This is a genomic window from Micromonospora ferruginea (assembly GCF_013694245.2).
Taxonomy (GTDB): Bacteria; Actinomycetota; Actinomycetes; order Mycobacteriales; family Micromonosporaceae; genus Micromonospora; species Micromonospora robiginosa.
Window position 1 is genome coordinate 3,108,374 of record NZ_CP059322.2, and the last position, 21,259, is coordinate 3,129,632.

At 72.4% G+C, this 21,259-nt stretch carries 20 protein-coding genes; 1 reads left to right on the top strand and 19 read right to left on the bottom strand.

The annotated features are described in order from the left end of the window. Positions 1-80: 80 nt before the first annotated feature. From carB to pyrR, 5 genes are all read right to left on the bottom strand, one after another. A complete protein-coding gene (gene carB / locus H1D33_RS13220) occupies positions 81-3,428 on the bottom strand; it encodes a carbamoyl-phosphate synthase large subunit (RefSeq protein ID WP_181567785.1) in 3,348 nt (1,115 codons plus the stop codon). Then, positions 3,421-4,566, bottom strand: a complete 1,146-nt coding sequence (gene carA / locus H1D33_RS13225; RefSeq protein WP_181567784.1) for a glutamine-hydrolyzing carbamoyl-phosphate synthase small subunit — start codon at positions 4,564-4,566, stop codon at positions 3,421-3,423. The genes carB and carA overlap by 8 nt, the downstream gene beginning before the upstream one ends. Further along, positions 4,567-5,844, bottom strand: coding sequence for a dihydroorotase (locus tag H1D33_RS13230; RefSeq protein ID WP_181567783.1), 1,278 nt, complete (start codon positions 5,842-5,844; stop codon positions 4,567-4,569). Then, a complete protein-coding gene (locus tag H1D33_RS13235; RefSeq protein WP_181567782.1) occupies positions 5,841-6,767 on the bottom strand; it encodes an aspartate carbamoyltransferase catalytic subunit in 927 nt (308 codons plus the stop codon). Before H1D33_RS13235 ends, H1D33_RS13230 begins: the two co-directional genes overlap by 4 nt. 175 nt (positions 6,768-6,942) lie before the next feature. Continuing rightward, positions 6,943-7,527: a bifunctional pyr operon transcriptional regulator/uracil phosphoribosyltransferase PyrR gene (gene pyrR / locus H1D33_RS13240; protein WP_181567781.1), complete on the bottom strand. Its 585-nt coding sequence runs from the start codon at positions 7,525-7,527 to the stop codon at positions 6,943-6,945. 286 nt (positions 7,528-7,813) lie between these two features. On the opposite strand from pyrR, the gene bldD reads away from it, so the two are divergent. Further along, positions 7,814-8,302, top strand: a complete 489-nt coding sequence (bldD, locus tag H1D33_RS13245; protein WP_013285505.1) for a transcriptional regulator BldD — start codon at positions 7,814-7,816, stop codon at positions 8,300-8,302. Between the two features lie 61 nt (positions 8,303-8,363). Here bldD and nusB read toward each other — a convergent pair whose 3' ends face one another. The 14 genes from nusB to H1D33_RS13315 all read right to left on the bottom strand — a co-directional run bounded on the left by nusB (position 8,364) and on the right by H1D33_RS13315 (position 20,551). Next, on the bottom strand, positions 8,364-8,774 hold the full coding sequence (gene nusB / locus H1D33_RS13250; protein WP_181572759.1) for a transcription antitermination factor NusB: 411 nt from the start codon (positions 8,772-8,774) through the stop codon (positions 8,364-8,366). A gap of 23 nt (positions 8,775-8,797) precedes the next feature. Next, positions 8,798-9,355 carry an elongation factor P gene (gene efp, locus H1D33_RS13255; RefSeq protein ID WP_091067144.1) on the bottom strand — a complete coding sequence of 186 codons (558 nt, stop codon included), beginning with the start codon at positions 9,353-9,355 and terminating at the stop codon, positions 8,798-8,800. A gap of 41 nt (positions 9,356-9,396) precedes the next feature. Continuing rightward, complete coding sequence (gene aroQ, locus H1D33_RS13260) at positions 9,397-9,846, bottom strand: type II 3-dehydroquinate dehydratase (RefSeq protein ID WP_181567780.1); 450 nt, start codon at positions 9,844-9,846, stop codon at positions 9,397-9,399. After that, positions 9,843-10,919 (bottom strand): 3-dehydroquinate synthase, encoded by a 1,077-nt coding sequence (gene aroB / locus H1D33_RS13265; protein ID WP_181567779.1) that lies wholly within the window; start codon positions 10,917-10,919, stop codon positions 9,843-9,845. The genes aroQ and aroB overlap by 4 nt, the downstream gene beginning before the upstream one ends. 138 nt (positions 10,920-11,057) lie before the next feature. Continuing rightward, positions 11,058-11,567 carry a shikimate kinase gene (locus tag H1D33_RS13270; protein WP_181567778.1) on the bottom strand — a complete coding sequence of 170 codons (510 nt, stop codon included), beginning with the start codon at positions 11,565-11,567 and terminating at the stop codon, positions 11,058-11,060. Between the two features lie 55 nt (positions 11,568-11,622). Continuing rightward, positions 11,623-12,801 carry a chorismate synthase gene (aroC, locus tag H1D33_RS13275; RefSeq protein WP_181567777.1) on the bottom strand — a complete coding sequence of 393 codons (1,179 nt, stop codon included), beginning with the start codon at positions 12,799-12,801 and terminating at the stop codon, positions 11,623-11,625. Between the two features lie 165 nt (positions 12,802-12,966). Further along, positions 12,967-13,764, bottom strand: a complete 798-nt coding sequence (locus H1D33_RS13280) for a shikimate dehydrogenase (RefSeq protein ID WP_181572758.1) — start codon at positions 13,762-13,764, stop codon at positions 12,967-12,969. A gap of 702 nt (positions 13,765-14,466) precedes the next feature. Beyond that, on the bottom strand, positions 14,467-15,666 hold the full coding sequence (mltG, locus tag H1D33_RS13285; protein ID WP_181567776.1) for an endolytic transglycosylase MltG: 1,200 nt from the start codon (positions 15,664-15,666) through the stop codon (positions 14,467-14,469). Continuing rightward, positions 15,650-16,123, bottom strand: a complete 474-nt coding sequence (gene ruvX, locus H1D33_RS13290) for a Holliday junction resolvase RuvX (RefSeq protein WP_181567775.1) — start codon at positions 16,121-16,123, stop codon at positions 15,650-15,652. Before ruvX ends, mltG begins: the two co-directional genes overlap by 17 nt. Then, positions 16,116-16,313 carry a hypothetical protein gene (locus tag H1D33_RS13295; RefSeq protein ID WP_181572959.1) on the bottom strand — a complete coding sequence of 66 codons (198 nt, stop codon included), beginning with the start codon at positions 16,311-16,313 and terminating at the stop codon, positions 16,116-16,118. The genes ruvX and H1D33_RS13295 overlap by 8 nt, the downstream gene beginning before the upstream one ends. Next, a complete protein-coding gene (alaS, locus tag H1D33_RS13300) occupies positions 16,310-18,991 on the bottom strand; it encodes an alanine--tRNA ligase (protein WP_181567774.1) in 2,682 nt (893 codons plus the stop codon). Before alaS ends, H1D33_RS13295 begins: the two co-directional genes overlap by 4 nt. Then, complete coding sequence (locus H1D33_RS13305) at positions 18,988-19,293, bottom strand: hypothetical protein (RefSeq protein WP_181567773.1); 306 nt, start codon at positions 19,291-19,293, stop codon at positions 18,988-18,990. Before H1D33_RS13305 ends, alaS begins: the two co-directional genes overlap by 4 nt. A gap of 32 nt (positions 19,294-19,325) precedes the next feature. Then, positions 19,326-19,787, bottom strand: coding sequence for a DUF948 domain-containing protein (locus H1D33_RS13310; protein WP_181567772.1), 462 nt, complete (start codon positions 19,785-19,787; stop codon positions 19,326-19,328). Positions 19,788-19,933: 146 nt separating this feature from the next. Beyond that, positions 19,934-20,551, bottom strand: a complete 618-nt coding sequence (locus H1D33_RS13315) for a hypothetical protein (protein ID WP_181572757.1) — start codon at positions 20,549-20,551, stop codon at positions 19,934-19,936. Positions 20,552-21,259: the final 708 nt, after the last annotated feature.

Genomic DNA, 21,259 nt, shown 5'->3' on the forward strand with positions numbered 1-21,259 from the left:
TCCGTTGATCATGAAGTTGGCGGCGGCGGAGGAGATCCACATCGCCGCCAACTTCATGATCGACGCGGAAGTCGGGGTGGTCACTCGCCGGCCCGGAGGGCGGCGTGCAGGTCCTGCAGGGGGCGGACGCGGAGGTCGCCGTTGATGCGCGCCTCGATGCCCATCACCGCCGCCGCCGCGCCGGGGACGGTGGTGACGCACGGGATGTCGGCCGTGACGGCGGCGCTGCGGATCTCGTAGCCGTCCGAGCGGGCGCTCGCCCCGGAGCCCTGCGGCGTGTTCACCACCAGCGCCACGTCGCCGCCGAGGATCAGCGACACCGCGTCCGCGCCCTCGCCCGACTCGTAGTGCTTGCGGATCTGCTCGCACGCGATGCCGTGCCGGCGCAGCACCTCGGCCGTGCCGGTGGTGGCGACGATCTGGAAGCCCAGGTCGGCCAGGCGCTTGATCGGGAAGATCATGCCGCGCTTGTCCCGGTTGGCCACCGAGACGAAGATCTTCCCGGCGGTGGGCAGCGACCCGTACGCGGCGGCCTGCGACTTCGCGAACGCCTGACCGAAGCCGGTGTCGATGCCCATCACCTCGCCGGTGGAGCGCATCTCCGGGCCGAGCAGCACGTCGATGCCCTTGCCCGACGGGGTGCGGAACCGCTTGAACGGCAGCACCGCCTCCTTGACCGCGATCGGCGCGTCCGGCGGCATGGTGCCGCCGTCGCCGGTCGGCGGCAGCATCCCCTCGGCGCGCAGCTCGGCGATCGTGGCGCCCAGCGCGATCCGGGCCGCCGCCTTGGCCAGCGGCACCGCGGTCGCCTTCGAGACGAACGGGACGGTCCGGGACGCGCGCGGGTTGGCCTCCAGCACGTAGAGCGTGTCGCCCTGCAACGCGTACTGCACGTTGAGCAGGCCGCGCACCCCGACGCCGCGGGCGATCTCCTCGGTGTAGCGGCGCACCTGGGTGAGGTGGGAGCCGGCCAGCGTGATCGGCGGCAGCGCGCAGGACGAGTCGCCGGAGTGGATGCCGGCCTCCTCGATGTGCTCCATCACGCCGCCCAGGTAGACGTCGCCGTCCGCGTCCACCAGCGCGTCCACGTCGATCTCGATGGCGTCGTCGAGGAACCGGTCCACCAGCACCGGGTGGTCGGGCGAGATCTCGGTGGCCCGGCCGATGTAGTCGCGCAGCGTGGCGTCGTCGTAGACGATCTCCATGCCCCGGCCGCCGAGCACGTACGAGGGCCGGACCAGCACCGGGTAGCCGATCTCGTCGGCGATCGCCTTGGCCTCCTCGTACGAGGTGGCCATGCCGTGCGCGGGCGCGCGCAGCCCGGCCCGGGCCAGCACCGCGCCGAACGCGCCCCGCTCCTCGGCCAGGTGGATGGACTCCGGGGAGGTGCCGACCACCGGCACGCCGGCGTCCTTGAGCCGCTGGGCCAGGCCGAGCGGGGTCTGGCCGCCGAGCTGCACCACCACCCCGACCACGCCGGGACCGCCGGCCGCCTTGCCGGACGAGTCCTCGGCGTGCCACGCCTCCAGCACGTCCTCGAAGGTCAGCGGCTCGAAGTAGAGCCGGTCGGCGGTGTCGTAGTCGGTGGAGACGGTCTCCGGGTTGCAGTTGACCATCACCGTCTCGTAGCCGACCTCCCGAAGGGCCTGCACCGCGTGCACGCACGAGTAGTCGAACTCGATGCCCTGCCCGATCCGGTTCGGCCCGGAGCCGAGGATGAGCACCTTCGGCCGGACCGAGGGCGCCACCTCCGTCTCCGAGTCGTACGTCGAGTAGTGGTAGGGCGTGGTCGCCTCGAACTCGGCCGCGCAGGTGTCCACCGTCTTGTAGACCGGCCGGATGCCGAGGCGGTGCCGCAGCGTGCGGACGCCGTCCTCGGCGGCCAGCTCGGGGCGCAGCGCGGCGAGCTGCCGGTCGGACAGGCCGGCCCGCTTGGCCCGGCGCAGCAGGCCGGCGTCGAGCACCGGCGCGTCGACGATCTCGGTGCGCAGCTCGATCAGCCCGGCGATCTGGTCCAGGAACCACGGGTCCATGCCGCCGGACGCCTCGGCCACCTCGGCGATCGACGCGCCGAGGCGCAGCGCCCGCTCGACGGTGTAGAGCCGGCCGTCGTGCGGCATCCGCAGCGCCGTGAGGGTGTTCTCCCGGGTGGCCCCGTCGGGGTCGGGCACGGTCCAGAAACCAGATGATTTGGTTTCCATCGAGCGCATCGCCTTGTTGAGCGCCTCGGTGAAGTTGCGGCCCAGGCTCATCGCCTCGCCCACCGACTTCATCGTGGTGGTCAGCTCCGGGTCGGCGCCGGGGAACTTCTCGAACGCGAACCGGGGGATCTTAACCACCACGTAGTCGAGCGTCGGCTCGAACGCGGCGGGCGTCTTGAGCGTGATGTCGTTGGGGATCTCGTCGAGCGTGTAGCCGACCGCGAGCTTCGCGGCGATCTTGGCGATCGGGAAGCCGGTGGCCTTCGAGGCCAGCGCCGAGGAGCGCGACACCCGCGGGTTCATCTCGATCACCACGATCCGGCCGTCGACCGGGTTGACCGCGAACTGGATGTTGCAGCCGCCGGTGTCCACCCCGACCTCGCGCAGCACCGCGATGCCCAGGTCACGCAGGCGCTGGTACTCCCGGTCGGTCAGCGTCATGGCCGGGGCGACGGTCACGCTGTCGCCGGTGTGCACGCCCATCGGGTCGACGTTCTCGATCGAGCAGACCACCACCACGTTGTCGTGGCGGTCGCGCATCAGCTCCAGCTCGTACTCCTTCCAGCCGAGCACGCTCTCCTCGATCAGCACCTCGTGCACCGGGCTGGCGGCCAGGCCGGAACCGGCGATGCGCTCCAGGTCGGCGTCGGTGTGCGCCATGCCGGAGCCCAGGCCGCCCATGGTGAACGACGGCCGGATGACCACCGGCAGGCCCAGCTCGGCGACCGTGGCGCGGACCTCGTCCATGGAGTGGCAGACCCGCGAGCGGGGGGTCAGCGTCGACGGGTCCTCGACGCCCAGGCGTACGCCGGCCTGGGCCACGATGTCCTTGAAGAGCTGCCGGTCCTCGCCCCGGTTGATCGCCTCGATGTTGGCGCCGATCAGCTCGACGCCGTACTTCTCCAGCACGCCCGCGGAGTGCAGCGCCACCGCGGTGTTCAGCGCGGTCTGCCCGCCCAGCGTCGGCAGCAGCGCGTCCGGGCGCTCCTTGGCGATGACCAGCTCGACGAACTCGGGCGTGATCGGCTCGACGTACGTGGCGTCGGCGAACTCCGGGTCCGTCATGATCGTCGCCGGGTTGGAGTTGACCAGGCTGACCCGGATCCCCTCGCTGCGCAGCACCCGGCAGGCCTGGGTGCCGGAGTAGTCGAACTCGCAGGCCTGTCCGATCACGATCGGCCCGGAGCCGATCACCAGGACGTGCTTCAGGTCGGTCCGCTTAGGCATTTTTTCCGCCTTCGATGAGCTCCGCGAAGCGGTCGAACAGGTAGTCCGCGTCGTGCGGGCCGGCCGCCGCCTCCGGGTGGTACTGGACGGTGAAGGCGGGCACGTCCTCGGCCCGCAGCCCCTCGACCACGTTGTCATTGAGGCACACATGGGAGACCCGGACACCGCCGAACTCGGTGTCGACCACCTGGTCGGGCACCACCGCGCCGGCGGAGACGCCCGGCACCTGCACGGCGAAGCCGTGGTTGTGGCTGGTCACCTCGACCTTGCCGGTGGCCCGGTCGAGCACCGGCTGGTTGATGCCGCGGTGGCCGTACCCCAGCTTGTAGGTGCCGAAGCCGAGCGCCCGGCCGAGGATCTGGCTGCCGAAGCAGATGCCGAACAGCGGGATCCGCCGGGTGAGCACCTCCCGCGCCAGGGCCACCGGGCCGTCGGCGGTCGCCGGGTCGCCCGGGCCGGGCGACAGGAAGACCGCGTCCGCGCCGGTGGCGAGCAGGTCGTCGACGGTCGAGCCGGCGGGCAGCACGTGGGTGGTGACGCCGCGGGCGGCGAGCCGGCGCGGCACGTTGCGCTTGATGCCCAGGTCCAGCGCGGCCACCGTGAACCGGTGCTCGCCCCGCGCCTCGACCACGTACGGCTTGGCGGTGCTCACCTCGGCGGACAGGGCCGCGCCTACCATGCCCGGCGAGGTGCGGACCCGCTCCAGCAGGGCGGCCGGGTCGTCGGCGACGCTGGAGACGCCGACCCGCATCGCGCCGCGCTCGCGCAGGTGCCGGGTCAGCGCGCGGGTGTCGATCCCACTGATGCCGACCACGCCCTCGGCGGCGAGCCGGTCCTCCAGCCCGCCGGTGGCGCGCCAGTTCGAGCCGATCCGGGCCGGGTCGCGCACCACGTACCCGGCCACCCAGATCCGGCCGGACTCGTCGTCCTCGCCGTTGACGCCGGTGTTGCCGATGTGCGGCGCGGTCTGCACCACCACCTGGCGGTGGTACGAGGGGTCGGTGAGCGTCTCCTGGTAGCCGGTCATGCCGGTGTTGAAGACCGCCTCGCCGAAGGTCTCCCCGACGCTGCCGTACGCCTCGCCGTGGAACGTGCGCCCGTCCTCCAGAACGAGGATCGCGCTTCGCCTCTTACCCATTTACTTGACAGCCTTTCCGTCCAGGACCGTCGGCTCGCCGCGCAGGAAGGTCGCCACGATGCGACCCGTCAGCGTCATGCGGGCGTACGGGGTGTTGCGACTGCGACTGGCCAGCTCGGCCGGCTCGATCACCCGACGGGCGGCCGGGTCGACCAGCGTCAGGTTGGCCGGCACGCCGGGCGCCGGGTCGAGGCCGTGCCCGGTCAGCCCGGCGATCCGGGCGGGGACGCGCGACATCCGCTCGGCGATCAGGTCCCACCGCGGGCCGAGCACGTCGAGCGCGATGGAGAGCGCGGTCTCCAGGCCGAGCATGCCCGGCCGGGCGTACGCCCACTCGCACTCCTTGTCCTCCACCGCGTGCGGCGCGTGGTCGGTGGCGATGACGTCGATCACGCCCTCGGCCAGCGCGGCCCGCAGCGCGTCGACGTCGGCGGCGGTGCGCAGCGGCGGGTTGACCTTGAAGACCGGGTCGTAGCTCTCGGCCCGTTCGTCGGTGAGCAGCAGGTGGTGCGGCGTCACCTCGGCGGTCACCCGCACGCCGCGCGCCTTGGCGTGGCGCAGCACCTCGACGCTGCCGGCGGTGGAGACGTGGCAGACGTGCAGCCGGCTGCCCACGTGCTCGGCCAGCAGCACGTCCCGGGCGATGATCGCCTCCTCGGCGACCGCCGGCCAGCCGGTCAGGCCCAGCCGGGTGGAGACCTCGCCCTCGTGCATCTGCGCGCCCTCGGTGAGCCGGGGCTCCTCCGCGTGCTGGGCGATCACCCCGTCGAACGCCTTGACGTACTCCAGCGCGCGGCGCATCAGCCGCGGGTCGGCGACGCAGTGCCCGTCGTCGGAGAAGATCCGCACCCGGGCCGCGGAGTCGGCCATCGCGCCCAGCTCGGCCAGGCGCTCGCCGGCCAGCCCGACGGTGACCGCGCCGATCGGCTGCACGTCGACCAGGCCGGCCTCCCGGCCGAGCCGCCACACCTGCTCGACCACGCCGGCGGTGTCCGCGACCGGCGAGGTGTTCGCCATCGCGCAGACCGCCGTGTAGCCGCCGAGCGCCGCCGCCCGGGAGCCGGACTCGACCGTCTCGGCGTCCTCCCGGCCGGGCTCGCGCAGGTGGGTGTGCAGGTCGACCAGGCCGGGCAGCGCGACCAGGCCGGTCGCGTCGATCACCGTGGCGTCGTCCGCGCTCAGGCCGGCGCCGACCTCGGCCACGACGCCGTCGCGGATGAGCAGGTCGGTCGGCTCGCCGCCGACCGGGCTGACGTTTCTGATCAGGTACGCGGTCACCGGTTGCTCCCTCCGAGCAGCAGGTAGAGGACGGCCATCCGCACGGAGACCCCGTTGGCGACCTGTTCGACGATGGTGGAGCGGGGCGAGTCGGCGACCTCGGGCGTGATCTCCATGCCCCGGTTCATCGGGCCCGGGTGCATGACGATCGCGTGCTCGGGCAGCCGGCGCATCCGCGGCCCGTCCAGCCCGTAGCGGCGGGCGTACTCGCGGGCCGACGGGAAGTAGGAGTCGCTCATCCGCTCCCGCTGCACCCGCAGCATCATCACCACGTCCACGTTCGGTAGAACGGTGTCCAGGTCGTAGGAGACGTCGATGCCGGGGGCGAGCGCGGGCGAGATGTCGACCGGGATGAGCGTCGGTGGGCCGACCAGGGTGACCTTGGCGCCGAGCGTGCTCAGCAGCAGCACGTTGGAGCGGGCCACCCGGGAGTGCAGCACGTCGCCGACGATCGCCACGTGCAGGCCGGCGAGCCGGCCCAGCCGGGAGCGCATCGTGTACGCGTCGAGCAGCGCCTGGGTGGGGTGCTCGTGGGTGCCGTCGCCGGCGTTGACCACCGACCCGTCCACCCAGTCGGCCAGCCGGTGCGGGGCGCCGGAGGCGGGATGCCGGACGACCACCGCGTCGGCGCCCATCGCCTGCAGGGTGAGCGCGGTGTCCTTCAGGCTCTCGCCCTTGGTCACGCTGGACCCCTTGGCGGAAAAGTTGATCACGTCGGCGCTCAGCCGCTTGGCGGCCGCCTCGAACGAGATCCGGGTCCGGGTGGAGTCCTCGTAGAAGAGGTTGACCACGGTCCGCCCGCGCAGCGCGGGCAGCTTCTTGACCTCCCGGCCGGCCACGGTGGCCATCTCGGCCGCGGTGTCCAGGACCAGGGTGGCGGTGTCGGCGTCCAGGTCGGCGCCGGAGAGCAGATGCCGAATCACTGGGCCCACCTTTCGTTCGCGACTGCGGGGCTCCGCTTCGCTGCACTCCTCGCGCTCACCGGAGCCCACCTTTCGTTCGCGACTGCGGGGCTCCGCTTCGCTGCACTCCTCGCGCTCACCGGAGCCCACCTTTCGTTCGCGACTGCGGGGCTCCGCTTCGCTGCACTCCTCGCGCTCACCGGGGAGACCCTCCGTACAACTTGACCTCGTCGTCGCCGTCGGTCTCGGCGAGGGTGACCTTGACGTTCTCGGCCAGCGCGGTCGGGATGTTCTTGCCGACGTAGTCGGCGCGGATCGGCAGTTGGCGGTGGCCGCGGTCGACCAGGACCGCGAGCTGCACGGACGCCGGGCGGCCGACGTCGCTGAGCGCGTCCAGGGCGGCCCGCACGGTGCGGCCGGAGAAGAGCACGTCGTCGACGAGCACGACCCGCCGGCCGTCGATGCCGCCCGGCGGCAGGTCGGTCGGGCCGACCGCGCGGGTGGCGTGCCGGCGCAGGTCGTCGCGGTAGAGCGTGATGTCGAGCACGCCGACCGGGACGGTCACGTCCTCGAACGTGCTGATCCGGGCCGCCAGGCGGCGGGCCAGCGGCACACCCCGGGTGGGGATGCCCAGCAGCACGGTGTCGGCGGCGCCCTGGGTCTTCTCCAGGATCTGGTGGGCGATGCGGTCGACCACCCGCGAGACGTCGGCGGCGGCGAGGATCACCTTCACCGAGGGTTGTCGCGGCGGCGACGAATGGGCAGCCGGTGGGTAGGCCACGGCGGACCTCCTTCCCCGCCTCACGGGACGGGTCGTTAAAGGACGTCTATCGACTCCGGCGGACCCGCGAGGGGCCCGGACCGGGGCTTCACGCCACGTTACCAGCGGTCACCGGGCCCACCGCCGCCGGTCCTGACCTGCAGGTCAGCCCGGAGAAATGCGGACAAGCCACACCAGCCTCCCGGACCTCGTCGACGGCAACACTTGACCACGTGTCGCAATCCCCGTACCGTCACGCTCCGTAGCGATAGCTGGGAGAACCCCGAGCAGCACTGGGAGTGTCCGAATGCCCTCTGAATACGCCAAGTCGCTGGGCGCCCGCCTGCGCTCCATCCGCCAGCAGCAGGGCCTGTCCCTGCAGGGGGTGGAGGAGAAGTCGAACGGGCGGTGGAAGGCCGTGGTGGTCGGCTCGTACGAGCGCGGCGACCGCGCCGTCACCGTGTCCCGCCTGGCGGAGCTGGCCGACTTCTACCGCGTTCCCGTCTCCGAGCTGCTGCCCGACGGCAGTGGGGTGCGTCACGAGCCGACCAGCAAGATCGTGCTGGACCTGGAGCGCCTCTACGACGAGGCCTCCGAGGACCTGGCGTACGTCGCCCGGTACGCCCGCGCCATCCAGCAGCAGCGTGGCGACTACAACGGCCGGGTGCTCTCCATCCGCGCCGACGACCTGCGCGCCCTCGCGATCGTCTACGACGCCTCGCCGTCCGGCCTGATCGAGCGGCTCACCGAGCACGGTGTGCTCGTCGCCGACCCGCGCGCGTTCTTCGCCTCCTGACGCCCGCACGAAGGGCCCGTGCCGTCCGGCACGGGCCCTTCGTCGTTCCTGCCTGCGGGCCTCAGCGGCTGGCGTATTCGGCGATCCGGCCGAGGATGCCGTTGAGGAAGCGGGGCGAGTCGTCGGTCGACATCTGCCGGGCCAGCTCGACGGCCTCGCTGATCGCCACCGCGTCGTCGATCTCGTCGACGTAGAGCAGCTCGTACACGGCGATGCGGGCCAGGTTGCGGTCCACCACCGGCATCCGGTCCAGCGTCCACCCCTCGGCGTAGCTGGCGATCGTCTCGTCGATCCGGTCGAGGTGCGCCGCGACGCCCTCGACCAGCCCGACCGCGTAGCCGATGTGGTCCGGGCGGGGCTGCTCGATCCGCTCCAGGTAGCCGGCGAGCACCTCGACCGGCGGTCGGTCCCGCAGGTCGGCCTCGAAGAGCACGTCCAGCGCCCGCTTGCGCGCCTTGCGGCGCGCCGGCATCTGCTGCTTCGGACCCTCGGCCATCAGGCTCGGCCGAGGTAACGGCCGTCGCGGGTGTCGACCTTGATCTTCTCGCCGGTGGTGATGAACAGCGGCACCTGCACGGTGGCGCCGGTCTCGACGGTGGCCGGCTTGTTGCCACCGGTCGAGCGGTCGCCCTGCAGGCCCGGCTCGGTGTAGGTGACCTCCAGCACGACCGAGGTCGGCAGCTCGATGTAGAGCGGCACGCCCTCGTGGGTGGCGACGGTCGCCTCGGCCTCCGGCAGGAGGTAGTTGGCGGCCTCGCCGACCGTGCCGCCGAGCACGGTGATCTGGTCGAACGTCTCCAGATCCATGAAGACGTAGTCCTCACCGTCGGCGTAGAGGTATTGCATGGTGCGCTTGTCCACGGTCGCGGTCTCGACCTTGGTGCCCGCGTTGAAGGTCTTGTCGACCACCTTGCCGGACAGCACGTTCTTCAGCGTGGTGCGCACGAACGCACCACCCTTACCGGGCTTGACGTGCTGGAACTCGACGACGGCCCACAGCTCGCCGTCCAGGTTGAGTACCAGGCCGTTCTTCAGGTCGTTGGTGGAGGCCATTTCCTGCCTTGATCATCAATTGGCGGACAGACCTGTAAAGTCTACTCGCCGTGTCGAATCGGACTCGCACGCTGCGCCAGATGGCGCAGCGCCAGCCGGTAGCCGTCCACGCCCAACCCGCAGATCACCCCGGTGGCGACCGCGGAGACCACCGAGTGGTGCCGGAACTCCTCCCGGGCGTGGATGTTGGAGATGTGCACCTCGACCAGCGGGGCACGCAGCATGGCGCAGGCGTCCCGCACCGCGATCGAGTAGTGCGACCAGGCGGCCGGGTTGAGCACCACCGCCGCCGCCTCGTCCGCCGCCTCGTGCAGCCAGCCCAGCAGCTCGTGCTCGGCGTCGGTCTGCCGGACCACCACGTCCAGCCCCAGCTCCCGGCCGGTCCGCTCGCAGTCGGCCACCAGCTCGGCGTAGCTGGTCACCCCGTAGACGTCGACCTGGCGGGTGCCGAGCCGACCCAGGTTCGGCCCGTTGAGCACGTACACCCTCACGAGCTGATCTCCCGGTACGCCTCGGCCAGCAGCTCGTCCGGCGGCCCCTCCAGCATCGCCGGGCGGGCCAGGCCGTCCAGCACCACGAAGCGCAGCCGGCTCCCCCGGGTCTTCTTGTCCACCCGCATCGCGGCGAGCAGCTCCGGCCAGGCGTCCGCCCGGTAGCCGGTGGGCAGGTCGAGCGCGGCCAGCACGTCGCGGTGCCGCCGCGCGGTGGCGTCGTCCAGCCGACCGGCGAGCCGCGCGAGGGTGGCCGCGTAGACCAGCCCCACCGCGACCGCGTGGCCGTGCCGCCAGCGGTAGCCCTCCGCCTTCTCGATCGCGTGCGCGAGCGTGTGCCCGTAGTTGAGCACCTCGCGGACCCCGGACTCGCGCAGGTCACCGCCGACCACGTCGGCCTTGACCCGCACCGCCCGCTCGACCAGCTCGCGGAGCACCGGGCCGGCCGGGTCCAGGGCGGCGGCCGGGTCGCGCTCGACCAGGTCGAGGATCACCGGGTCGGCGATGAAGCCACACTTGACCACCTCGGCCATCCCGGCGGCCAGGTCGGCCGGGGGCAGCGCGTCCAGCGTCGCCAGGTCGCAGAGCACGCCGGCCGGCGGGTGGAACGCGCCGACCAGGTTCTTGCCGGCGGCCGTGTTGATCCCGGTCTTGCCGCCGACCGCCGCGTCGACCATGCCGAGCAGCGAGGTCGCCACCGGCACCCAGCGCACCCCGCGCAGCCAACTGGCCGCGACGAAGCCGGCCAGGTCGGTGACCGCGCCGCCGCCCACCCCGACCACCGCGTCGGTACGGGTGAAACCGGCCGCGCCGAGCCGGTCCCAGCAGGTGGCGGCCACGTCGACGTGCTTGCCCGCCTCCGCGTCCGGCACCTCCAGCAGCAGCGGCGTCACGCCGTCGGCACGGGCCCGCTCGGCGAGCCGCTCGGCCAGCGCCTTCAACGGCCGCGCGAACAGGTAGGCCACCCGCTCGGCGCCGGGCAGCAGCTCGGGCGGCGGGTCGAGCAGGTCGCGTCCCACCAGCACGTCGTACGGCCGTTCGCCGCCGACCGGGATCCGGGTCACCTCGTCCATCGCCGGCAGCCTAGTCCAGCGCCCGCCCCCGGCGCGGCGACTGTCCACACCGTGGTTGTCCGCACCGACGTCGAGGACGCTCGGTGCGACGTGTGGGGTGTCACACCCGCCGGGCTGCCCCGACGACCGGCACGGCGGTCAGGGCTTGAGCAGGGCGGCGATCTCGGCGGCCAACTCCTCCGGGGCGCGGCCGTCGGTCGCCACGGTCGCGGTCGCCACCTCGGCGTAGAGCGGACGACGCTGGTCCAGCAGGAACTTGAGGGTGGCCCGGGGGTTCAACGCCAGCAGCGGCCGCCCGGCGCCCAGGCCGACCCGCTTGATCGCGTCGGGCAGCTCCACCGACAGGTGCACCACGGTGTGGCCGATCAGCGCGGCCCGGTTCTCCTCGGCGAGCACCGCGCCGCCGCCGAGCGCAAGCACCCCGGGGTGCGAGGCCAGCGCCGCCGCCACCGAGGCCCGCTCCAGCGTACGGAAGTGGTCCTCGCCCTCGTCGACGAAGATCTCCGGGATCGGCTTGCCGGCCATCCGTTCGATGTCCGCGTCGGTGTCCCGGAAGTCGACGCCGAGCATGCCGGCGAGCGCGGTCCCCACCGTGGTCTTGCCGGAGCCGGGCGCGCCGACCAGCACACAGACCGGCCGGGTGCTCACCGTGCCGACCTTTCGTTCGCGACTGCGGGACTCCGCTGCGCTGCGTTCCTCGCGCTCACCGAATCACCAGGTTGTCGAGGTAGCCGGCCAGATTGCGGCGCATCTCGGCGACCGAGTCGCCGCCGAGCTTCTCCACCGCCGCCTCGGCCAGCACCAGCGCCACCATGGCCTCGGCGACCACGGCCGCGGCCGGCACCGCGCACACGTCGGAACGCTGGTTGATCGCGGTCGCCGGCTCGCCGGTGGTCACGTCGATCGTGGCGAGCGCCCGGTTGAGCGACGAGATCGGCTTCATCGCCGCCCGCACCCGCAGCGGCTCGCCGGTGGTGATGCCGCCCTCCAGGCCACCGGCCCGGTCGGTGACCCGGCGCACCCCGGTCGCGGTGGGGATGATCTCGTCGTGCGCCTCGGAGCCACGGGAGCGCGCCTGCTGCCACCCGTCGCCGATCTCCACGCCCTTGATCGCCTGGATGGACATCAACGCGGTCGCGAGGCGGGCGTCGAGCTTGCGGTCCCACTGCACGTGGCTGCCCAGGCCCGGCGGCACCCCGTACGCCAGCACCTCGACCACGCCGCCGAGCGTGTCGGCGGCCTTCTTCGCGGCGTCGACCTCGGCGACCATCCGGGCGCTGGCCTCCGGGTCGAGGCAGCGCAGCGGGTCGGCGTCGATCCGCGCCGCGTCCTCGGGGGTGGGCCGAAGCCCCGGCTTGGCGGCGATCGGGCCCAGCTCCACGACGTGCGAGACGATCTCGACGCCGAGCGCCTGCCGGACCAGCGCCTTGGCGACCGTGCCGACGGCCACCCGGGCGGCCGTCTCGCGGGCGCTGGCCCGCTCCAGGATCGGCCGGGCGTCGGTGTGCCCGTACTTCTGCATGCCGGCCAGGTCGGCGTGGCCCGGGCGGGGACGGGTCAGCGGCGCGTTGCGGGCCTGACCGGCCAGCTCGTCGGCGTCGACCGGGTCGGCGGCCATCACGGTCTGCCACTTCGGCCACTCCGAGTTGCCCACCCGGATCGCCACCGGGCTGCCGAGCGTCACGCCGTGCCGCAGCCCGCCGATGACCTCGATCTCGTCCTGCTCGAACGCCATCCGGGCGCCCCGGCCGTAGCCGAGCCGGCGGCGGGCCAACTCGCCGCCGATCTCGGCGGTCGTCACCTCGATCCCGGCGGGCACCCCCTCCAGCATCGCGACGAGGGCGGGTCCGTGCGATTCACCTGCAGTCAGCCAGCGCAACACAGCGGACAGTCTGTCACGACCACCGGCCGTCGCGACGCGGTGGCGACGGCGTCCCGCCCTGCGGACAGCAGCGTCCGCCCTCCGGTCGCCGTCCCGCCCCGCTCACCCGCGAGGTGTTAAGCGGGGCCCCCGCCTATACCGCAGGCGTTAAGAAGGGCCCCCTCCTTACCGCCCCAGCGCGGCGCGCATCGCGGCGCGGGGCGCGGAGACGCCGGTGAAGTGCTCGAACTGGCCGACCGCCTGCGCGAGCAGCAGGTCCAGCCCGGAGATCACCCGGCATCCGGCGGCCAGCGCCCCGGCCGCGAGCGGAGTCGGCCACGGATCGTAGAGCGCGTCGAAGAACACCGTCTCCGGCCGCCAGTCGAAGTGCGCGGCGAGGGGGTCGGCCACGCCCTGCGGCACGGTGGAGATCACCAGGTCGGCGCGGGCGTGCGCGGGCGCGCCGTCCCACTCGGCGCCGGCCAGCGGCACGCCGACCGCCGCCGCCACCGGACGCAGTTCGTCGATCGCCTCCGGTCGGCGGGCCACCACGGTCACCTCGGCCGCACCGACCCGCGCCGCCGCCGCGATCGCCGCCCGGGCGGTGCCGCCGGCGCCGAGCACCGTGACCACCGCCCCGGCCACGCACCCGGCACCGGTGAGCACCTCGACCATGCCGGTCACGTCGGTGTTGTCCGCGTACCAGGTGCCGTCGGGCCGGCGTACCAGCGTGTTGGCGGCGCCGACCACGGCGGCGACCGGCGAGACCTCGTCGGCCAGCGCGAGCGCCGCCTCCTTGCCGGGCATGGTCACCGACAGCCCGGCCCACTCCGGGCCGAGGCCCGCGACCAGGCCGGGCAGCTCGTCCGCGCCGGCCTCGATCCGGGTGTACGACCAGCCGGTCAGCCCGGCCGCCGCGTATCCGGCGGAGTGGATCGCCGGGGAGAGCGAATGGGCGATCGGCTTGCCGACCACCGCCGCCATGTGCGCAGACACGACCGATGCTCCTCACCAGGGGAGTCCCATCCGACGGCACTCGTCGATGTGAGCTGCGTCGGGTGGATGTGGCCCAGTCCGCGCAAGACCTGCCGGCGGGTTGTGGGCAAGTGTAGAACATCAACCCGCCCACAACCGGCAGGAGTCACAATCGAGCGACGAGCCGCTCACCTTCGAGATGGCGCGGCGAAGCTTCAGAAGCCGGTCAGCACTTCATCGAGGCGGTAGCCGAGGTCACGCTGACATACGACTCGTGCACCCACCCCTGCTGCGAAGTTCCCACTCGCTGCACGTGCCACCACTGCGAACTCCCGTTTACGTAGGTGCCGGTCGCCCAGCAGTGATGGTTGATCGAGACGTTCGACCACTGCCCGTACGCCGAGCAATTGGTCTGAGGACCGCTGCGGTAGTTCACGTTGGTTCCGCTGATCGTCCCCGTGAACCAACTCTTGTCGCTCCAGGACTGAGGGCAACTCGCCGCGGCGGGACCTGCAGAGACGACGGACACCCCCATCAGCACGGGCAGCAACACGAGGGTCCGGGCCGTGTAGCGGGACAGTCGGCTGTGGCTGTGGCTTCGATTCACGATTCGCCATTCCTCGATGTGTAAGGAATGGGGACACTACGCAACAAACAGCCTGCTGTAAAGAGGTCATTACTGGGCGTAGTCACGCTTGATCACGTGCACCGTCAGATGATCCCGGCTTCCCTGGCCTTCTGCTCGTTGCGCTGGTGCTGCTCGAACGTCTCGGCGAACTCGGAGTGGCCCTTCCTGTCGATCGCCACGAAGTAGAGCCACTTGCCCGGCGGGGGATCCATCGCCCCTTCCAGGGCCTGCTTGCCTGGATTGTTGATCGGCGTGGGCACCAGGCCCTTCAGCTTCCGGTTGTACGGGTTCTTCGGGTTGTCCAGCTCGGCCTGGGTCATCTGCTTGGACGTCTTGGTCTTCTGGCCGGTCAACTCCAGGTAGTAGTTGACCGTGACGTCCATCTCCAGGCAGTTGCAGTCGAACTCGCCATAGACGCGGTTGTAGGCGACCCGGGCGACCTTGCCCAGGTCGTCGGCGTTGCCCGCCTCGGCCTGGGACAGCGACGCGACGATCAGCGCCTCGTACGGGGTGACGCCACCGAGTTTCGCCTGCACCTTCTCGGCGTACTTCAGCTCACCGGTGACGCTGAGGAAGTTGTCCACCATCAGCTTGAGCACCGTCTCGGCGGTCGCCTTCGGCGGGATCTCGTAGGTGTCCGGGAAGAGGAAGCCCTCGATCGACGGCGTCACCTTCTTGCCGTCCGAGCGCTTGAACCACCAGTCCGGGACGCCCAGCGCCTCGGGGTCCTTCGCCGCCGCCTCGAACTCCTTGACCGGGATCTCGGTCTTGTCGGAAAGCAGCTTGTAGATGTTCTTCGCGGTGCGACCCTCGGGGATGGTGATCCCGTTGACGATCTTGTTCTTCAGGTCGAGCATCGCGGTGACCGCCGCGTCACCGCTCATCTGCTTGCGCAGCTTGTAGGTGCCCGGCTGGATGTTCTTGCTGCGGGAGTTCTCCTCCGCCGCCTCGATGAACGCCTTGGTGCTTTTCACCACGTCGGCGGCGACGAGCGCGTCGGCCATGTCGGCGATCAGCGCGCCCTGCTTGATCTGGACGACCGCCTCACCGGTGCCGGACCCGTCGTAGTCGGGGGTGACGAAGTAGTTCTGGACCCGGTCGAAGCCGTAGAACACGCCGCCGCCGATGCCGCCGAGCAGGACCAGCGCGAGCGCGAGAGCGAGAAGGGTCTTCCCCCGGCTGCCGCCGGACTTGCCCTGCCGCCGACGCACCGCGCCGCGGCGGTGCCGGCCCTTCTCCCCCCTGTCCTGCTCGTCGAACCCCAGATCAAGATCGTCGATCATCCGTCCGCCTCCGCTGTGCGTCCAGCCAGCTCTGCAGAATTTCCACCGCGGCGGCCTGGTCGACCACCGCTCGTTGACGCTTTCCCCGGACGCCCCGTTCGGCCAGCCTACGACTCGCGACGACGGTCGACATCCTCTCGTCCGTCAGCGTCACCGGAATCGGCCCCATTACATCGGCCAAACGGGTGGCATATGCCGATACGTTCGCCGCGGCCGGACCGTGCTTCCCGGCGAGGTTGACCGGCAGCCCCACGACGATCCCGACCGCCTCGTGCTCGGCCGCCAGCCGGACCAGCTCCGCCATGTCGGCGGGCACCACGTCCGGCTCGGCGGTCAGGTCCCGGGCCAGGGTGACCAGCGGGGTGGCCAGGATGCCGTGCGGGTCGGATCGGGACACCCCCACCCGGACCTGGCCGACGTCGACCCCCAACCGGACGCCGCGGGACCACTCAGCCATCGCCCGGACACTCCTTCAGCGGGTACGGGCCAGGGCGGACCGGACGGTCCGCCCTGGCGTCGATCGGTGTGCTCAAGCCGTGCGGGCTGGGCATGCCCTCACGGCCCTCGCTCCGCTCGGTGCGTTCGCTCATGCCGTGCCAGCCGGGCACGCCCTCACGGCCCTCGCTCCGCTCGGTGCGTTCGCTCATGCCGCGTCCGCGACCGCCTTCTCCACGGTGACCAGCAGGTTCGCCGCCTCCGCGGCGGGCAGGCCGCCGCCCTGGGCCAGGTCGTCGCTGCCGCCGCCCCGGCCGGAGAACGCCGCCTTCACCAGGTCCTTGGCGCTCAGGCCCCGGCCCCGGGCGGCCTGGTTGACCGCCACCACCAGGGATGCCTTGCCGTTGGCCCGGGCGGCCACCGCGACCACCGCCGGGCGGGCCGCGTCGATCCGGCCCCGGATCTCCTGGGCGAGCGTCCGCACGTCGTTGGCCGCCGCGCCCTCGGGCGCCTCGGTGCCGACGTACGCGACCCCGCGCACGTCCCTCGCCTGCGCCGCGAGCGCGCCGGCCCCGCCGAGCACGAGCTGGGCGCGGAGCTTCTCCAGCTCCTTCTCCGCGTCACGCAACTGGGTGACGGTCTGCTCCACCCGGTCGGCGACCTGCTCACCCGGCACCCGGAACATCTCGGCCAGCCGGGACACCAGCAGGTGCTCCCGGGCCAGGAAGCCGAACGCGTCCATGCCGACCAGGGCCTCGATCCGGCGTACCCCGGAACCGACCGACGCCTCGGAGAGGATCTTGACCAGGCCGAGCTGGGCCGAGCGGGCCACGTGGGTGCCACCGCACAGCTCGCGGGCGTAGTCGCCGACCTCGACGACCCGGACCCGCTCGCCGTACTTCTCGCCGAACAGCGCCATCGCGCCGATCCGGCGGGCCTCCTCCTGGCTGGTGACGAACGCGTGCACCTCCAGGTCGGCCAGGAGCACCTCGTTGACCTGCTGCTCCACGTCGTGCAGCACGCTCGGCGCCACCCCGGTCGGGGTGTTGAAGTCGAACCGCAGCCGGCCCGGCGCGTTCAGCGAACCCGCCTGGGTCGCCGACTCGCCGAGGAAGTTGCGCATCGTCTGGTGCACCAGGTGCGTCGCGGTGTGCGACCGCGAGATCGCCCGGCGACGGGACACGTCGATCTCCGCGTACCCGGTCTCCCCGGCGCGGACCTCGCCGCGCACCACCCGGGCCCGGTGCACGATCAGGCCGGGCACCGGCTGCTGCACGTCGAAGACCTCGACCTGGCCGCCGCCGACCGTGATCAGGCCCTGGTCGGGCTGCTGGCCGCCGCCCTCGGCGTAGAACGGGGTGGTGTCGAGCACCAACTCGATCGTGTCGCCCTCGGCCGCCGCGCCGATCTCCGCGCCGCCGGCCAGCAGCGCCCGCACCCGGGACTCCCGGTTCAGCTCGGTGTAGCCGGTGAACTCCACCGGCCCGCCGCCGTCGAGCACCGACCGGTACGCCGACACGTCGGTGTGCCCGGTCTTGCGCGCCTGCGCGTCCGCCTTGGCCCGGCTGCGCTGGTCGGCCATCAACCGACGGAAGCCGTCCGCGTCGACCTGCAGGCCCTGCTCGGCCGCGATCTCCAGGGTCAGGTCGATCGGGAAGCCGTACGTGTCGTGCAACTGGAACGCCTTGTCACCGGAGAGCGCCGGCTTGCCGGCCGACTTCGTCTCCGCGATCGCGGTGTCCAGGATCGTGGTGCCGGCGCGCAGCGTGGTCAGGAACGCGTCCTCCTCGGCGTACGCGTACTGCGAGATCCGGCCGAACTCCTCGGCCACCTCCGGGTACGACGGCGCCATGCAGTCGCGCGCCACCGGCAGCAGCTCCGGCAGCGCCCGGTCCTGGTAGCCCAGCAGCCGCATCGCCCGGATCGCCCGGCGCATGATCCGGCGCAGCACGTAGCCGCGCCCCTCGTTCGACGGGGTCACCCCGTCGCCGATCAGCATCAGCGCGGTGCGCACGTGGTCGGCGACCACCCGCAGCCGCACGTCGTCCGGGTGCGACTGGTTGGCCGCGTGCCCGGAGTGCGCGCCGTAGCGCTTGCCGGTCAGCTCGGCCGCCCGGTCCAGGATCGGCTTGACCTCGTCGATCTCGTAGAGGTTGTCCACGCCCTGCAGCAGCGAGGCCATCCGCTCCAGGCCCATGCCGGTGTCGATGTTCTTCGCCGGCAGGTCGCCGAGGATCGGGAAGTCCTCCTTGCCGACGCCCGGGCCGCGCTCGAACTGCATGAAGACGAGGTTCCAGAACTCCAGGTAGCGGTCCTCGTCGACCTCCGGACCACCCTCGCGGCCGTACTCCGGGCCGCGGTCGTAGTAGAGCTCCGAGCAGGGGCCGCACGGGCCGGGGATGCCCATCGACCAGAAGTTGTCGGCCTTGCCCCGGCGCACGATCCGCTCGGTCGGCACGCCGGTGGCGCGCCAGATGTCGTACGCCTCGTCGTCGTCGAGGTAGACCGTCGCCCAGATCCGCTCCGGGTCCAGCCCGAAGCCGCCCGCCTCGACCGACTTCGTGGCCAGGTCCCAGGCGAGCGGGATCGCCCCGGACTTGAAGTAGTCACCGAAGGAGAAGTTGCCGTTCATCTGGAAGAACGTGCCGTGCCGGCTGGTCTTCCCGACCTCGTCGATGTCCGGCGTGCGGATGCACTTCTGCACGCTCGTCGCCCGCTGGTAGGGCGGGGCCTGCTGGCCCAGGAAGTAGGGCACGAACTGCACCATGCCCGCGTTGATGAACAGCAGGTTCGGGTCGCTGATGGCGGGCAGCGGAGCGGACGGCACCACGGCGTGGCCGTTCGCCTCGAAGTGGGCGAGGAACCGCCGCTTGATCTCCGCCGTCTTCATCGCTGGTGCTCCTCCGGGAAAATCTCTCGGTCGCCGATCCGCGGGTCCTCCCGCAGCTCGGCGAACTCGTCCTCGTACGCCTCGCCGCGCGCGAAGGCCTCGTGGATCTCCTGCTCACGTTCGGCCATCGAGATCCGTACGTCGTCCACGAAGGCGCGCACCGACTCGACCAGCCCACCGGCGGACTCGGACAGCCCGCCGGCGATGCCCGCCGGGGTGTACGCCTGCGCGGCCCGGGTGGCCTTGCGCACCACCAGGACGCCCACGGCCAGGCCGATACCCAGCCAGAACAACCGCCTCATGCTCTCATCCTTCCCGCGTACGCCGGTCGGGGTCAGCGGTTGCCGCGCTTGGCGGCCCGACGCTGCTGCTTGATGGTGTCGCGGACCTCGCGCTCGGTCTCGGCGTGCCGGCGGGCGGAGGCGGCCTTGCGCACGCCGTAGCCGAACGCGGCCACCTTCACCAGCGGGTTCGCGGCGGCGGCGGAGACCACGGTGGCGAGGTTCGCCACGTTCGCGGTGACGTTCTGCGCGTGACTGGTCATGGTGTCCACCTTGGCGAGCTGGAGGTTCACCCCGTCCAGCGAGGTCTGCACCTGCTCCAGCGCGGTGTTCACGTTCTTCACCGTGGTGTTCACGTCACCGAGCAGCGGCCCGGTGCGGTCGTTCAGATCGCCGATCATGCGGGTCGTCGCGTCCACGGTGTGCCGCAACCGCAGGATCGGCACCGCCAGCACGAGCACCAGCATCAGGAACGCGCCGGCCGCGATCAGCGCAGCGATCTCTCCACCACTCACGCGTATGTCCTCCTCAAGCAGTGTCCCCGAACCGGACGTCCCGGGACGCGCGACCGTACCTACCCACCGCGCGCCACGCCGACCCGGTCACCGGGCGCGGACGGGCGCGCCAGCCCCAGACCCTACCGTCCGTGATGGAAGTCGGCTCACGACGGTGAGGGGGTCGGCTCACCGAGCGGGTCGTCGGTCAGGGTCGGGTACGGATCCTCACCGGTGAGTGACGGGTCGGTCGTCGGCGTGGGGCCGGTGCGCTCGTCGTCGATCGCGTTGCGCACCTTCACCGACACCAACGAGCCGGTGCACTTCGCCGCTGCGGGAGCCGGCGGTCCGGACGGCGCGGGCTCCCCGTCCACCGGCGGGGGCGTGCAGGTGGGGTCGCGGACCCACAGGTCGAGCGTGAGTTCGTCCCGACGCCAGCAGGTGTAGCTGCCCTCGACCTTCTCCTCCGGGCAGCGATCGACCTTCCACCGCTGCCAACCGTCCTTGGCCAGCGCCTGCTCGTAGACGGCGACGGTCTGCTTCCACCCCTGGTCGGACTCGACCGCGCGTTCCCGCAACCGGCAGTCCTGCAGGCACCAGCGGCTGCCGCTGACGTTGTCGACCGTCTTCGTCGCCGCCCAGGACGGCACGTCGAGCGCGTCGAGGGTGTCGAAGACCGGGTCGCGGCTCAGCGTCCGCATCCCGAAGTAGAGCGGCACGGCCCCCAGCAGCACGAGGCTCACCAGGGCGAGCACGGCCATCCGCAGCCGGCGCCGCTCGCGCAACTGCCGCCGCAGGTCGGAGCGGGCGCCGCGCGGACCGTCGGCCGCCGTGCCCTCCTCGACCGTGCCGAGGCCGGCCGGTCGCGGCGCCGGTCCGTCGCCCGCACCGGGCCGAGCCCCCACGGGCTCCCCCGGCGACGGTACGACCGCGGCCGCTCGCGCCACCGCCGGCGCGCCGGGCGTCTGGGCGCCGGCGGGCCGGGCCGGGTCCGGGCCGGGCGGAACGGTCCGCCCGCCGGTCTGCTCGTCCGGGGCGGCCGGGCGGGCCACCCCCGCCGCCGCCCGGGCCACCCCCGGTCCGGCGGAGGCCGTACGCGGTCCCGGCGCGGGTGCGCCCCCGGGCGGGGCGGCGCCGTCGGGCCGGGCCGGGCCGGACCCGTCACCGCCCGGCCGGACCGCCGCCGTACCCGGGCCTGGCCGGTCACCGCCCGGGCGGACCGCCGCCGCACCCGAGCCGCGAGCGGCGCGCCCACCGGGCGGGCGGCCACCGGAGCGTGCCGGGTCGTCGGCCGGGCCGCGCCCGCCCGGCCGGCCACCGCCGGCCAGCATGCCGCCGCCGCGTTCGCCGTCGCCGTGCGAGCCGGGCGCACCCGGTGGCACACCCCCACGATCCGTGCCGGGGGCCGACGGCACACCGGGACGCGCCGCGCCCCTCGCCGGTCCCGGCTGCGCGGTACGGGCCGGCGGTGCGGCCGGCTCGGCCCGGTTCAC